The organism is Roseovarius sp. BRH_c41 (genome assembly GCF_000961715.1).
Taxonomy (GTDB): Bacteria; Pseudomonadota; Alphaproteobacteria; order Rhodobacterales; family Rhodobacteraceae; genus Roseovarius.
The window spans coordinates 23,330-38,498 of the sequence record NZ_LADY01000060.1 but is presented as its reverse complement, the minus strand read 5'-3'; the positions used below and the strand labels follow the sequence as shown (position 1 = coordinate 38,498).

General features: G+C 57.2%; 8 protein-coding genes. 1 reads left to right on the top strand and 7 read right to left on the bottom strand.

Annotated features, from left to right (window positions below; all coding sequences use genetic code 11):
- Positions 1–43: 43 nt before the first annotated feature.
- Genes brxL through VR71_RS18670 form a run of 7 tightly spaced genes read right to left on the bottom strand, consistent with a single transcriptional unit; the run spans position 44 to position 13,827 of the window.
- Positions 44–2,137: a BREX system Lon protease-like protein BrxL gene (gene brxL / locus VR71_RS18700; RefSeq protein ID WP_045686132.1), complete on the bottom strand. Its 2,094-nt coding sequence runs from the start codon at positions 2,135–2,137 to the stop codon at positions 44–46.
- Positions 2,138–2,144: 7 nt separating this feature from the next.
- Positions 2,145–4,652: a BREX-1 system phosphatase PglZ type A gene (gene pglZ / locus VR71_RS18695; protein ID WP_045686131.1), complete on the bottom strand. Its 2,508-nt coding sequence runs from the start codon at positions 4,650–4,652 to the stop codon at positions 2,145–2,147.
- The gene (gene pglX, locus VR71_RS18690) at positions 4,645–8,184 is read right to left on the bottom strand and encodes a BREX-1 system adenine-specific DNA-methyltransferase PglX (protein ID WP_045686130.1); all 3,540 of its coding nucleotides are present in this window, start codon (positions 8,182–8,184) and stop codon (positions 4,645–4,647) included. Before pglX ends, pglZ begins: the two co-directional genes overlap by 8 nt.
- A complete protein-coding gene (gene brxC, locus VR71_RS18685; RefSeq protein ID WP_045686129.1) occupies positions 8,184–11,720 on the bottom strand; it encodes a BREX system P-loop protein BrxC in 3,537 nt (1,178 codons plus the stop codon). Before brxC ends, pglX begins: the two co-directional genes overlap by 1 nt.
- A gap of 3 nt (positions 11,721–11,723) precedes the next feature.
- Entirely contained in the window at positions 11,724–12,314 is a 591-nt protein-coding gene (locus VR71_RS18680) for a DUF1788 domain-containing protein (protein ID WP_045686128.1), read from the bottom strand.
- Positions 12,315–12,322: 8 nt separating this feature from the next.
- Entirely contained in the window at positions 12,323–12,931 is a 609-nt protein-coding gene (locus tag VR71_RS18675) for a DUF1819 family protein (protein ID WP_045686127.1), read from the bottom strand.
- Positions 12,928–13,827: a WYL domain-containing protein gene (locus VR71_RS18670; protein ID WP_045686126.1), complete on the bottom strand. Its 900-nt coding sequence runs from the start codon at positions 13,825–13,827 to the stop codon at positions 12,928–12,930. The genes VR71_RS18675 and VR71_RS18670 overlap by 4 nt, the downstream gene beginning before the upstream one ends.
- A 118-nt stretch (positions 13,828–13,945) precedes the next feature.
- On the opposite strand from VR71_RS18670, the gene VR71_RS18665 reads away from it, so the two are divergent.
- Entirely contained in the window at positions 13,946–15,166 is a 1,221-nt protein-coding gene (locus VR71_RS18665) for an exonuclease SbcCD subunit D (RefSeq protein ID WP_296430585.1), read from the top strand.
- Positions 15,167–15,169 lie beyond the last annotated feature (3 nt).

Sequence of the window (15,169 nt, the reverse complement as noted above, 5' to 3'; positions counted from 1 at the left end):
CCTCAACGATCACATCGCCTCTAAAAAATAGTGTTTCCTTTGATCAGGAAACTTTGACGTAAGTCACGTAAAAGCTCCGGATCATCCTGTGCTCTTGCATCCGCTCGCCTAGGGAGAACCCATTCGTCTTTCGCGGGGTCGGCTGAAAGATATCCAGTCCACGATCCAGCACCATCTTCCAGCCGGTATCAGTGCTTATGTCGCGTGCATGCATGGTTCCTGTTTCGTCGAACGTCCACGAAAAATCGATCCCTGTATCGGTGCAGGCCTCCGTAATCCCATCCAGACATTCCCGCTGTTCCTGGATATTTCCATCGTCCGGTGCTGTGATGAGATGCACGGCTAATTGATCTTCTGGGGCCTTACGGCGGATCAGCATTTCTATGAATTCCATTACGTTCCGGGCTTGGTGGAATCGACGGATATAAGGATCGGTTATAGTGATCCGACTAGCACCATCCGTCCATGGACCGAAGATCTTGTCAAAGCTGATCCCCTTGCGGTTTTCAGTAAAGACAATGTGTCCAGCCTTTGGGGAAAAGGCTTTGGGCGCTACGCCGGATGCACTTGGCACTGTGCCCATGTCACCTTCTGCCACGTCCGCTGCCGGATTTTGGGGCATCTCAGGCCCATCGAGCACGATGACATCGTCCTCGTCGCCAGTCGGCCTGCGATGATAGAATTGAGGGAACTCTTCTTCCTCAAGAGTGGTGACTTTTCGCTTGGCGCCATCTGTTCCGACATAGTGAAAATCTGCCTTCTCAAACGTGCTGTCGATCCGCAGCAGTTGGTCTTTCACCCGCTTGCGGCTTTCGATGGCCAGGCGGAGAAGCTCCTCGACTTCGGCCTCAGTTTCTCCACCGTTCGGGAAGATCAGTTTCAACAGGCCGGACATGGTCTTGTCGATCGCGGCACGGTCCCGGATGTGGGTCTGAACGGGGACGGTGAAATACCGATTGGGCCTGTTTGAGAAATCCTCAGCCCGCAAATGCCGCAGGATTTCGGCGAGGTAATCGACAATAAAGCCGTAACCCGAGGTGAACATTTGCCCACGGATGATGTCGACCTCCCAGCCCGGCAGATAGGCATGCAGACGGTCGATGAAAGCGCTGTCGTGGAACTGGGGCGGCAAGGCCTCGAACAGGTCGCTGTTCTTCAGCATCCACGGCACGTTGTGATCGGTATTACCGACAAAAGCAAAGCTGGCCTCAGCCCCCATCGGGTTGACCCCGCGTGAGAACTGCTTGTTCGCCATGTAATTCTTCATGATGTCGACGAGCGCCTTGTTGGCGGTCTTTTCCCGCCCGGCGAACTCGTCAAAGGCTACGACATCCCAAAAGCCGACGAGACCGATCCGGCCATTTGAATTGTTGACGAACAACTTCGGCACCGTGATTTCCCCGCCCGAGATGAGCTGACCATGGGGGGAGAATTCCGAATAGATGTGCGACTTGCCCGTCCCCTTGGGGCCAAGCTCAATGATGTTGTAGTTGCGTTCGACGAAGGGGATCAGGCGCATCAGCTGCAACAGCTTGGAACGGCGGCCAAAAGCATCCGGGTCGAACCCGATGCTCTGCATCAGAAGGTCGATCCATTCCTCGGTGGTAAAGTGATCGCGGGTTTGGCGGTATCCCTCATAATCGACGCGGGCGATCTGGATGGGCTTCAACGTATCAATGATCCAAGGCGAGATCCGGTTGTCATCGGAAAACTCGTATTGCACGTCGGCAATGCACCAGACGCCGGTTACCAGCAGCTTGGGGTGCGCCTTGACTGTGGCGGCATCAATCGCGACACGCTTGATCCCGAGGCTTTCAAATACCGCTTCATATGCGTCGGTCTTTTCATTCAAGGCGACGCTGACCTGATCGATAACCTTGTAGCGCCCCTTTTCCTTGATCGTTGACTGAACCAATCCTGCCTCGGAACGGTGAACATAGTGTTTGCGCAGGATGTCCTTGACCGTCTCAATGCCTGTCGCGATCGAGGCCTCGTCGTCCGTCGCACAATACTGGCCAAGTAGATATTCCAGCACGTAGGTTGGGACGATGGCATTGCCTTTCACCGCCTTCACGAGATCCTTGCGGACCACGAAGCCAGCGAAGTGTTCATTAATTTTGTCGTCAAGGGCTGTCATTGATACCTCAGAAGTCAAAGTCGGTGTTGATCCCGCGCTTCATCAGCAAGGGCTGAACAGCATGGTCCTCAAAATGGCTGGTCTTGCCGATGCGCGAGCGCAGCTTGAGAAAGACCGTCTGATTATTGTTGGCGTCTGCCGCGCGCGTCAGCAGAAAGCTTCTCGGCATTTCACGTTCTCGAGGATTGTCCGAGGTGAAGTCGAAGACAAGCTCTACCTCGTCCGAAATGACACTTCCGTCACCTGCAAAGATCGCCGCTGAAACCTGTCGCGGTTGCTGTTTCTCAGTGACCGGTTCCATCTGATAGAGCGTGACCTGTATTTGGCCTGTCGTGATCTGCGCCCGCCCGGGCGGCACAATTTGCACCGACACCTGCCCGACATCCTCTTTGCGCTGCTTCCCGACCCTCAAAATCGGCAGGACAATCTCCTGCAAGCTGGCTCCGCCATGGACGAAACGGCTGCCCGAACCCTTAACACGAAGTCGGTTGATCGAATTTGGGATCAGAACGTCTTGCTCCCCCGTCAGACCAAGCTGAGCGGCGGTGAATTTCTTCATCCCGCCGTTCGTGCCAAGCCCGCGCCCAATGACAAACCGGCGATTACGGCAGGTGATGTCTCCATCCGGTTCGGCCAAGGCAAAGCTGCTCTCGTCTAGCGCACGGCGTTGCCAGAGGAACCCATGATCGGCTGTGATCAGGATGTTCGAGAAATTGGCCGAGGTCAGTTTGCGCACCAGCTTGACCAGATCCTCAATGGCGGTTTCAGCGGCAGCCGGGACAAACTCTTCGGACACAAGCTTGTCGCCTGTTGCGTCGATCTGGTTGTGGTAAAGATAAAGAATGTCGTTGTCGCGAAAGAGTTCTTTCCCTTCGGCAGTGCCGAGGTTCATGAAATCCTTGGCTGACACAACCTTTGCACGGTCACCCGCACGTCCTGCGCTCAGCACCTTTTCCCGTGCGGCGGCCCCAACCGTGCTCTCACCGTCGAGCAGAACCTGATCGCTGTCGTCGCGAAAGGCCGCCTGTCGATGCGGGAGCAGCGCGGCCATGCCAAGTTGGGTATAACTGGGCAAGGATGAGATCATCGGCTTCAGGTCCGCATCAAAACGGTTTAGTTTACGGATTTCGCGTAGAGCCTCTTCAGCCACCTCATAGCGCAAGGCGTCCGAGATGATGACGACAACCTTCTGGTCTTTCCGTCGGAACTCAGCCGCCTGGTCCTGATAGAAATCCATCTGGCGCGGATACCCCGGCACCGTCCAGTCTGTCAGCTTGGTGACGTGATCCTGCCAGGCATCGTTTAGCTTCAGCACGAAATTCGTAGTGTAGCGGTTCTCCACCGCCTCATAGAGCGCCGAAAGCAACCCGGCCTGACCGCTCTTCTGCATATGGTAGATGAACTTACGATACAGCTGATCCAGACGGAACCAACTTGCGGCATAGCGCTTCACGCCATCCGACACGCTCGTCATCGTCAGATCGGCCTCGGCCAGCGCCTGCTGGAACTCGGTGGCGTAGCCGATGGCCTGATAGACATCCTTGTAGGTTTGATACCAATGGCTCTGCCGTCGTTCGCGCACCCATTTCAGCACGTCGCCAGCCGAAAGGCTCTGCTTCGCCAGACCCTCCACGATGGAGATGATGATGCGCCGGTCGACCTCCTCGAAATGGTCATGCGGCATCAGGCTGCGGAAATCGCGCGCTTGCAGGTCGTCGCGGATCTTCAGCAGGTCCTGATAGGCGCCAGACAGCTTCTCGAATGCCTCACCCCAACGGCGAGACGCACTCCAGCGGCGGAACATGATCGCAGCCTCGGCGTTCAAGGCGGCAGCCTCGCCCATGGCCCGGCCCCATGCGCTGGCAAACAGAGTGATGGCGAAATCCTGAAAATCCGGCTCGGTCGCGGTATAACCATAGCGCGCGCCGACTTCTTTCCACAGGAACCCGGTCAAGCCCACCCGCTCGATCAGGCGCAGGGCATCGTCGCGGTCCTCGGCCAATTCGCCCAGCAGACACTCGATCACCGTGTCCAGATCGCCTTCCGCCTCGGCGCAGACGGCCAACATCTTGCGGCGGACGTCCTGCTCGGTTTGCGAGGGGCGTTCGCGCTCCATCTCGGCCACCCGCGCCAGCCGCTTGGCGGAGCGGTAGAAGTCCACGTGGTCGCGCACGGCGGCCTCGAATTTCACGGGGATGCCCAGTTCCGCCACCCAGATCGCCACCTGATCGGCGCGGAACACGGCGCTGGCCAGTTGCACATCCAGCAGCCAGTTTTCCACCATCGGCGGCTCGGGGGCCTCCTTGTAGACCAGAAACCGTGTCTTCGGCTCCTGCCGCAGCATCCGGTATTTCAACCCGAACTCGTTGTTCGCGATCTCGACCTTGGTCACACCCGCCAGATCCACCGCGTCGAACGCGTCCCGCAAATCGCGGGCGGCGTCATACCAGAACACGATGCGATGGCCCTGATCCTCATAGAGGCGCAGCAGACCGGCGGTGATGCGGTCAGTCATCCGCCGCCTCCAGCCCCTTGATCGGTTTCAGCGCGCCGGTGAACAGCGGATAGTTCCGCTTCACCCCGTCATCCAGATCAATCGCTATCTTCGCCTGCGCCATGGGATAGACCACGTCCCGCTCCCACGCGGTCAGCTCTTCAATCTGCTTGATCACCGCGCCCACGTCCTTTTGCGCCTTGGTGCGTTGGCCGGGGGTGGCGGTGGGGTCATCGGCGCGTTTGTCCAGCGTGGCGCGCTCAACCTCCAGCTTGCCGATATAGTCGCGCAGATATTGGTTGAGCACGACCGACACGGTGTCGGGGCGATAGCGGTGCATGTAGATCAGCGCGCTGAAACTGCCCTTGGGGCTGGAGAACATCCAGTAGATCGGGCGCTTTTTATAACGCTGCACGTGGTCGGCATAGAAATCGCGGGTGAAGTATTTGCGCAGATCCTTGCCAAGGGCCGCTTCGACAAAGGCGAGGTTTTCGCGGAACTTTGCCTCGCCAAAGGTGATGCGGATAAAGTCGCGGGCGCGGGCCACGATGTCGTCGGGGAACCAGTCGGCGTCGAGCACGGGGATGACGTTGTCTTCGTCCGGCATGAAGCGCGGCTCAGGGATGCGGGCGAGGTAGTCGGCCAGCGTCTCGCCCTGATTGGCGAGGATCAGGCCCAGCGCGTCGAGGCTGTAGCGGCCGAACATGCAGCCCACGGCGTAGGAGAGGAACTCGGCCATGGTGTCGGCGCGCAGGCGGGTCTCGTTGGCCGCCGTGTCGTTCTTGATGCCATAGCGATAGGCGGGGTTGCAGGTGAGGGTGATCTCGTTCAGCGGCACCTCGGGGGTCAACTCGTCTTGCAAACCATAGGCGTCGATGAAGATGCGGTTGTTCTCTTCCTCCAGCCGCTGCATCTCGTCCGTCATGCCCTGCCAGTGGGTGCGCAGGGTGGTGTAGGTGTCCTCCAGCGTCTCGGCGCGGTGGTCGGTTTGGAGCAGCGGGAGCGTGGTGAAATCCCATGAGGTTTCGTAGGCGTCCCAGTCGGATTTGGAAATTCGGATCAGCTCAGGAATAATACGTTCCGCAAGCAATTTTCCCGTCACTGAAGTGGGCGTCAAGGGGCAGGGAATATTACCGACATCGCGCGGTTGGGTTTCAATTGTTGGATTTAACATCTTCAGAACAACATCAGCAGGTTTGCTCGCCAACAATCCCAATATGACTCCAATGTCGGCTTCTTTTGGGAAAGCGCTCGATCCTTTGACGTCAAATAGGAAACCGCCTTCAGTTTTCCTAACTCCAAAGCCGCCCGTGCTGGTCGCTGTCCATGTAACGCCAGTCTTGAAGAAGTATTTCTCGTTAGAAATCTTCCAGCCCAAATTATCCCAGCTAAGCTGCGGATACTTTTCTAAAGTTTCTGTCTTAATTCTTTGACCGTCGTTCTCCCAGTTTACAAAAAGATCACAATTTCCAAACCATTTCCGGAACTCGCCCCCCTTATTATAGGGGAACCACTTTGCTTCACTCACTTTTGCTGAAATTCGGTCAGTCGCATTTAGTTTTGCGAGTCCAAAACTAACCTCTGACCATTGCCGCAGAAACTTCTCATTGTCACCTGTTCGCATGCCGATCATGGGCTTGCACAGTTCGGATAGCAAACTACTGCTATTGAACGCTTCCAAGATTCCTGATCCGGCCCAATACGCAATTGGATTGCCCGGGATTTTTTCAAAGTCTGCCCATGATGCTCGGTAATGCCCATCGGGTGCGGAGCGATTTGAGTGCTTGCGAATAACAATTCGCTTCTCCTCTTCCGATCTACCGTCCGTGAGTCGTAGGAAGTCGCCGACATAGCTTCGATTGCAGAGCTTCTGCAACACAAACGCTGTCGTGGAGACTATCTCTCCACCGATTGTATCAAACGCCCGAGTTCCAAGATGCGCCATGGACAGAATGGTAGAAAGGTTCGCAAGGGTGCTTCGAAATTTCTCATATGTCGAAAGAAACATCCATGACTGCATGTTAACCATCGAGACCATTCCCTTGGGAAGGCATGCGTCCAGTGATCGCTGCATGAACATGGCGAAAAGGTCGAATTTACTTTCTGGGAAAGCATCCTTGGAAAAGTTCTGTAGGTCTGAATTCAGCCCCTTCGCTCCCGCGTAAGGCGGGTTGGCCACCACCACATGATACTTCGGCGACAGCGCCTCGGCCATACGCAGCACGGCCACGACGCGCGCCTGCACGTCCTTCAACAGCAGGTCGCTGGCAAAATCCCGCGCCTCGACCACCCGCAGCGCCTCTGCCGGGTCGCGCAGCTTCGGCACGATCAGCGAGCCGAAGTTCTTGGCCTGCTCGAACTGCGCACACGTCTCGCGCAGCTCATCGGTGAACAGGTCGCGCCCCACCACGGCGGCCACGTCCTGCATCTCGGCGTCCGTAAAGGCCACGTTCTGCAACACGCAGATGTTGGGTTTCGCCTCCATCCGCAAAAACCGCCGCCGCCCCAGCTTGGCCGCCGCCTTCATCGCCAGCGCAAAGGCGGCCAGCGCCCCCGCGCGGTCGTCAATCTCGACCCCGGTCAGGTTGTGCGTCAGGATCAGCGCCGGGATCTCGGTCGCGTCATAGCCCTCTTCCTCGTAGATGGCGTAGAGCAGGTCGAAGGCATAGGTCAGCATGTGCCCAGAGCCGGCGGCAGGATCGCAGATGCGGATGTCTTCGGGGCGGGTGATGCGGAGAAAGTCAGTCTCGGGCTCTTCCGGCGCGATGTAGTAGTCCATCCGCTCGGCCAGACGGCTTTGGGGCCGGTTCAGCAGCCAGAGCCGCCCCAGCGAGTTTTCCACCAGATAGCGGACGATCCAGTGCGGCGTGAAGAGCTGCGTCGCGGCGGGGATGTTCTCGGCGGTGATCTTCTGGTTCTTCTTGAGGCCCGCGAAGACCTGATCCTTCTTCTCGGAGATGTAGAACTGGTAGAGCCAGCCGATAATCTCGACATCCTGACAGGCGTCCTCGGTCATCAAGTCGCGCAGGCGGGCCAGAATGCTGTCGGGCGACAAGAGGTCATCGGGCATCAGGAGTTCGGAGTAATCCTCGGCCCGCTCGAACATGAAGGGCATGGGGCCGTGCCAGTGGTTGCAGGCATGGATCAGCAGCAGGCGATACGCCTCGGCCTGCGCATCATGGGCGGGGCGGGTGCCGTTGAGGTATTCGGCAATCTCGGGCCGCGCGCCATCCGGCAGGTTGCCCGCCAGCGCCTCGGCCAAGATCTCGGGCCGCGTGGCCCCATCGGCGGGCGACACCACGCGCGGGTTGGTCAGGCCCGTGGCATCCATAAACCGCAGGGCGGTAAAGCGGTTGAACCAGGCATAGGCGGCCTGTTCGATGACTTGGCTGCGATTGGCGTTGCTGGCCGCCTCCAGCATCTTGACGGCCTTGGGGTGTTCACGCCGCGCGGCGCCCCCTTCGGCCAAGGCCAGATCCAGCCGCGCGCTGACCTGATCCATCAGCAGGTTGCGAGCGGATTGAGCAAATTTCTTGAGCGCATTGGTATCCATCAGACGAGCACCTTCTTGCCCGCACTGATTTCCGCCAGCAGGGTCTTTTTCATTTCATCGAGATAGCGGATCACGTCAGCCTCATCCTCAAGGTAGGATTTCGGGAACGCAACCGGGATCGACTGCGCCTTGATGAAAGCGGGTTTGACGGGGGCCGGTTTGATCGGCGTTTTTGCCGCCGCCTCATCCATCTGGCCACCGTTGGGTTCGGGAGTCGAATATGGCTCAGGCGGCGTCGCAAGTGCTGTGATCCGGTTCAGCGTATCGGCCAGAAGATCATTGCGCACCCCGGTCGCCCGATCGCGCAGCACCGCGATATGGGTCTGCGTGCCAAGCCGGTCCTTATGCGCGGCCAGCCCATCGCGAATGCGGACCTGCTGATCCGGATCAAGCGCGCGGAATTCCGAGGTCTGAACGACTTTCTCCACCACCTCGTCAATCGCAGCGATGACGTTGTTGCGCTCGGTCAGAACGGTCTGTTCGATCCGCTCTTTCAGGGCATAGAACTCCACTTTAAGTTCCTGAATAACAGTCCCTTTGAAACATTGCGGATCAGCAAGGGTTTTGCGCAGCATGTCCCCCGCTGCTGTATCGACATAGGCGACATTGGGTTCCTGCGACGCCAGAAAGCTGCGCACATCGTCATAGATGGCCTTTTGCGGGCCCGTCATGAAGCTGCGGATCTTGTCGAGGTTTTCTTCCTTGGCGTCGAGAAGCGCATCCTCTTGCTCCACCGGGCCTGTGATGAACCAGCTTGCAGCCTGATCGCGCATCGCATCGATCTGCTTGCGCAACGGATCCAGCGCCACGACGAACGGATAGCTGGTTGCCTGACGCCCAAGCGCGTCGAGTTCTGTCGAGAGTTTCCGCGCCTGTGCTTGCCATTCAGCGCCAAGGGCGCGGGCGTCCGTGCCGGATGCCGGAAGGTCAAACAGAGCCTGGAACACCTCACGGGATTTGCGGATCTGCGCGGCTGTGAATTCGATCTGCGGCGACAGAAGGATGTTGCCAAGCGCATGGCTGTTGCGCAGCCCCTGCACCAGTGCATCGCCCTCTAGCAGCGCACTATCAACGCGCGCCTCGAGCTTGCCGCGCGCCACGAGGCTTGCGATCAGGCACAGAACGGCCACCGCAGGCCATCCGTAGGGTTTGCCGCCAAACTTCTCGACCAGCGTCTTTGCGGACACCTTTACGCCCAGCTTCATTTGGCTTTGTGCGTGGTTCAGCAATTCCTGTTCGGCTTCGGTCAGGCCGCTGCCCTCATTGCCAAACAACCCGCCGTCGATGCGACCCGCTTTGCCAAGATCTGCTTCGGTAAAAATCGCATTTCGCAGCATGGGCAGGTTCGTATAGACCTTGTCGATCAGCGTCTGGAACCCTTTCACCAATCGGTCTTGCGGATCCTCTCCCCCGACTTCTAACTCGGTTCCGCGCACGAACATGCGGGCCTCTGACATCAGGCTGCGCAGGCGTGTCAGCAGGTCTTTCTCTCGCCGCGAATTTTGATCGCGCTTTTCGGCAATGATGCGGTCTCGTCCGGGCTGTTCCTGCCCCGCAGAGGCTTGGCGGCCGAACTTGCTTGTCTGGATCCACAGGATCAGATCGCGGGTGAAACGGATATCGCGGTTCAAAACGACAGCAAGTTCATCACGAACCATGCTGTTAGATCGGACAACTTCCGGTGCATCCGCATCATCACTGAACGGGGAGATAATGTTGATCGACAGCTCATATTCTTTGTTCAGCGCGTGGCCATCCAGTTTGCGCGTGAAAGGATAGTCACTGCTTGTGCTGCCATGACGGATCTTGGTGTGACGCAGAACGGAGCCAAAGGCGAGTTCATCCAGATGTCGTTCAATTTCGGCTGGATCCACCGCGATCGCCTTGATCTCGGCCTCGACGTCTTTCTCTTCATTGGTCAAGAACTCGTAGGCTTCGCCATTGCGCTGGATCAGCGTCTGACGTTCCAGAAGCGATAGCGCTTCTTCGATGCGACGACGTTGATTGGTCTGATCAACATCGAACCGTGATAACAAAAGGATCGAAATGTTTCGCGCCGTTGGCTTGAACTCCTTGACGTATTTCACAAGGAAAAGCGATTTCAAAACCCGCACCGCGAACTCATCACCAAGATTCCGCTCTGCCAACTGGATCGACTGCTGGACCGAAGATTTCAACGCGGTGCGGATCCCTTCGAACATCAAATCAAAGGTGGCAAGACCACCCACTGGTGTGTCGGCCAGCCGCTTGGCGACCTCTTGGAACACGCCCAGCATCGAACGTTCGCCGACAGAGCTGTGCTTGCCCTCAAAGGCGTTATGTTGCGACAGTCCCATGATGGCACGCTGAAACAAATCATACTGGTAGTTCGGAAATGGATAACTCGAGATAAACTGATCTTTTCCAGAGAAATTCTTGAATTTGAATGAGCTGTCCCCAAAGTCAAACAAAGTTCGTAGATTATTTTCCTCGGCATCATAGAGGTTGCCCAGGGTGATCTGACCGGCCTCGGTCTTCGCAAGCAGGCGCTTCTGGATCACCTCGGCCACATCCTGAGAGTTCAGCGGCATGCGATTGGCAAAGCGGGCCTGGATCTTGGAAAAGTCGTTCTCCTGTTGTGCAGTCAGATCGCCGATGACAGAGCCCATATCCTGTTGGGCCGTCACAATGATCCATGCCTGCCCCTTGCACTTGGTATTCAGGCTTTCTGCGATGGTCTGCAGGTTTGTCATCAGCTTGACGTTATCGGCGATATATTGACCAACCTCATCAACGAAAAAGTTCAGCCGGAATTTGGGTCCCTGCGCGTCGATCCAAGCCTTCACCATATTGGCAAAATCCTCGATCGAAATACGGGTGTCCTTGCGATATTGACCAAGTATATCCTTCACCTCATCGCCAGTGACCTCGGCAAAGGCAGCTGCTACATGTGCGCCTTCCATGAGCGCTTGCTCACGGCCACGCTCCCAGGACTTACCCGCAGAGCGCTCAAAGGCCTTCTTGAAGTCGTCAAGCTTGCCTCGGCTGTCCAGATCGCGCTCAAACTGAGCGATATGTGGCAGCTTGCCGTAATATCCGCACAGCTCGTCAAAGACTTTTTGAAAAACCGCTAAAAGGGCATCAACATCTGTTTTCGAGATGACATCCGCCTTTTGGTCGATGTTGAACAGGACGGACTTCGACGGGATCGCAACGGCCTTGCGCAACGCTCCGGCCAGCATCGGATTTCCTGCCAGTTTACGCTCGAAGACAGAAAAAGCAGGCTCACCCTCGACCGTGTCATTCTCCAATAGCAGGGCAAGCATCTTCAACAGGTGCGATTTGCCGGACCCGAAGAACCCAGAGATCCAAACACCGTTCGCAGCTTCATAATTGTTGTAAGCATCGAGAAACTGCTCGAGACGTGCGCCGATCTCGTTGGTGATTACATATTCATCCAGCTCTATGAGCAGGCTGGTTTTATCATCAGCCTTAATTACACCGTCAATCGAACGGTCGACCGGCTTGGCAAAAATGTCAGACAGAAGGGTAGCCATGGGTCAGACCTCGTAATTCATGATATTGAAGGCGCGGTAATATTTATCGTCATGCAGTTGGCCGAACAGTTCCAGAGAAGCACCGGTCGCCAGCGCATGGGTATACTTTCCCGGGAAGAACATAACCGTAGGCCGATCTTTTGCGGTGCTCTGCAAATTGTTCAGCACGTTGTGCGATCTCAGAAATGGATAAACCTCGCCCACGCCAGACAGAAAAATCACATCGTGGGGCTCTGCCTCGATGCGGCGGGCAATTGCAGGAATAAGATGCTCCTGTGGGTCCAGAACGCCCTGCAAAAGCTCTTTCAGTTCTGCCTTTTCCGTTTCCGCCTCGATCTCCAGAACCTGATCTAGAATTTCGCGATCTTTGAGAACCTCTAGAGACAGGTCATAGAGGTCGATGTCGAGCACCTGAACACCGGCATGGCCAAGGCGGGCGATCAGATCCTTGCGATCCTCACCCATGCTCAGCCCCTCCTCCGCGCCATAAGCACAGATGAAGAACGGAACTTCATTGCCAAGACCTTGCTTGTCGAGAAATCGTGGGCTTGCGACCACCCGTAAGAGGTGCTCGGCGCGTTTGCGTCGATCCATCGTCGTGCTCAAAGCTGCCCCCTATTTCCGGGAAAAATCAACAGATCCTCCGGATTTGTCTCTTCGATCAGCACCTTCATGCGCACTGACAACCATATTGGTTGGATCTTACCGTCATCGCTCAGCAATCCAGATTCGCGCATAATGCGAAATAAGACTTGCCTGACTTTCGCGCAGGTTGACGGCGAGAGTTTGGCAAGACCTTGATCACTTTCAGCTTTCTCGGCGAGGAAACGATCAAAGACCTCAAGGCCGAGATCAAACCGCCACGAGTTGTATCGCTCGGCAACCACCTCGACAGCGAATTCACGGACGAAACGGTATGTCCTGCAAACCGCCAGCCAAATCAGAGCCTGTTGCTCCAAGCGATCGGCGTCTTCCAGGAGATAGGTGCGCTCGGCATCGGTCAGGTGTCCGATCCGGTCGAATACCTCCCGCAACACCCTCGTCTGGGAGGCCAGTTTTGGAAAAGAGGAGATGCCTTCGGCCACCAGGCGTTCGCGCGCCTCCGGCCAAGTCTCACCAGGTCGGGATGCCTGCACCAGGGCAATACTTTCCTTGACCAAGAGCCCACCGACACTGAAGGACATGCGGTATTCTTGAGGCGTCGCCATCATTGCCGCCCCTCGTCGGTAGGATCTGCGTCGTCGAATTCAAATTTTGCCCGCTTCAACGCCTTGGTAAGCTCGAGAGCGTTCGCAGCGACGATATGCTGAGTTCGCGGGTCACGACCTCGCGCATTTTCCAGCAAGCCGAGCCGCTTGAGCACATAAAACAGCATCGCATAGCGCACGGACAGCACGGCCCTGCCATCAGCCATTCCGTAATCCTTGGCAACCACCGCCTGCTGCCCCTCCGAGAGGTCGGGATGTGGCATGATGACGATATCAAATGTCTCATGCCAGAGAACATCCTCAGCCCCTTTGACGCCAGCATCACCCGACGGCCCGAGACCAAGGATGCGTGGAAGCAGAAAATCCTTGAAACCCTTCATCTCGTGACACCAGGCACGGACATGCCAGCGAAACCCGTCAAAGCCAAAGGCGTGCGGGGTAATGCACCGCCAAGCCGGATCCGGGCGATCCCGGCTCATTGATTGATAATGGATGTTCAGCGACGTGCCGTCCCGAACGGCAGCCAGCACGGTGCGTAAAACCGCGACATCGACCTTGCGGCGCGGCGTCATGGCGACATCGGCAGCAGGCGCCAAGCCGAGCCAATTCGCCCCAGCCTCAGTAAAACCTTCCGCAAAAGACCGTAACCGTAGCAGATAGGCATCTGGATCTGGATCGAGGAACACGGGGCTGAATGCAGGTCCAGCGACATAGCGCTTGGCGCTCTTGTCATAGACCGCGTTCTGAGGCGCCTGTTCCTGATAAAGCGTCAGATCCTTAGAGGCTTGTGGAACCGAGACGCCAAACATCTCGATCAGATCGGCACGGTTGACACCGCCCTCCCAGAACAGGCGAAATTCGATGAACTCCAGCCTGCGTTCCACACCCCATTTCAGCATCGTCCACCCACCACATAGGGATAATAAATATATGGACACAGTTACGCATCCCGTATATTTTCTATTCTCAATGGCGACTATATGTCAAGCATCAGCAGAAATCAGCGACGGAGTCCTCATGCGAATCCTTCATACCGCAGACTGGCATATCGGCCAGACCCTCAATGGCTGGTCGCGCGACCATGAGCATCGCCGCTTTTTGGATAGCCTGTGCGACTTGATCATAACCGAGGAAGTGGATGTGCTGCTGGTCGCAGGCGATGTGTTTGATGGCATAAACCCGTCGGGTGAGGCGCAGAAGCTGCTTTACGGTGCCATCGCAGAGTTCTTACGTGCCAATCCACGGTTACAGATCATCATGACCGCGGGCAACCATGATCCGGCGCAGCGTTTGGAAGCCCCTGAGGCGGTTCTGAATGCGTTGGGAGTGCATGTTCTGGGCACCCTCCGGCGCAACGAAGCAGGCGTGGATATGGATCGTCACCTGATCCCACTCCACGACAAATCGGGTGAACTTCGCGCCTTTGTATTGGCGGTTCCGTTTCTACGGCAAGCTGATCTTCCGGGGCTCCAACTTGGTGCTGAGGGCGGGATTGAACCCGCCGTTACCGCAGCGGCCCGCGCCTTGCATCTGTCGATGACAGAAGCAGCTGAGGCTCGAGCGGGAGGCCTGCCCATTCTCGCCATGGGGCATCTGACCTGCGCAGGCGGGCTGGAATCCGAAGGGGCAGAGCGGCGCATCCTGATTGGCGGCGAACACGCGGTTCCGCCCGACATCTTCCCGCCCGCTTTATGCTATGTTGCCCTCGGACACCTGCATCGGCCGCAATCGCTTGATGGTGGGCGGGTGCGTTATTCAGGGTCGCCCTTCCCACTGTCTGCGGCCGAGATCGCCTATGACCATGGGGTCACGCTACTGGATCTGAACGATGGGGTCGCGCCACGCCATATCAAAATCCCCCGCCCCGTTCCAATGTATCGCCTGCCCAAACGCGGCATGGCACCGCTGGCTGAAGTGGTCGCTGAACTCGCTACCTTGGAACTTTCGCCAGAGACAGAGCGCGATATGCAGCCCTTTCTCTATCTCTCGCTGCTGGCCGATCGCCCTGCACCACAACTCGCCGCAGAGGTGGAAGCGCTGATTGAAACCCTGCCAGTCAGGCTTGCGGGTCTTGCAATCACCCGACCCGAGATTGCGGGTCAACCCGCAGGAGCGCCCCCAAGCCTTGCCGAAACCCTGCCAGAGGATCTGTTCACGACCGCCTTCCGGCAAGCTCATGGCCTTGAACCGGACATCGCCCATCTCGCCGCATTCCGCGACGCCCTGTCGGAGACCTGATCC

Coding starts and splice junctions, on each gene's coding strand:
- brxL (WP_045686132.1), bottom strand. CDS start 2,137: ATGACAGCCCTTGACGACAAAATTAATGAACACTTCGCTGGCTTCGTG.
- pglZ (WP_045686131.1), bottom strand. CDS start 4,652: ATGACTGACCGCATCACCGCCGGTCTGCTGCGCCTCTATGAGGATCAG.
- pglX (WP_045686130.1), bottom strand. CDS start 8,184: ATGGATACCAATGCGCTCAAGAAATTTGCTCAATCCGCTCGCAACCTG.
- brxC (WP_045686129.1), bottom strand. CDS start 11,720: ATGGCTACCCTTCTGTCTGACATTTTTGCCAAGCCGGTCGACCGTTCG.
- VR71_RS18680 (WP_045686128.1), bottom strand. CDS start 12,314: ATGGATCGACGCAAACGCGCCGAGCACCTCTTACGGGTGGTCGCAAGC.
- VR71_RS18675 (WP_045686127.1), bottom strand. CDS start 12,931: ATGATGGCGACGCCTCAAGAATACCGCATGTCCTTCAGTGTCGGTGGG.
- VR71_RS18670 (WP_045686126.1), bottom strand. CDS start 13,827: ATGCTGAAATGGGGTGTGGAACGCAGGCTGGAGTTCATCGAATTTCGC.
- VR71_RS18665 (WP_296430585.1), top strand. CDS start 13,946: ATGCGAATCCTTCATACCGCAGACTGGCATATCGGCCAGACCCTCAAT.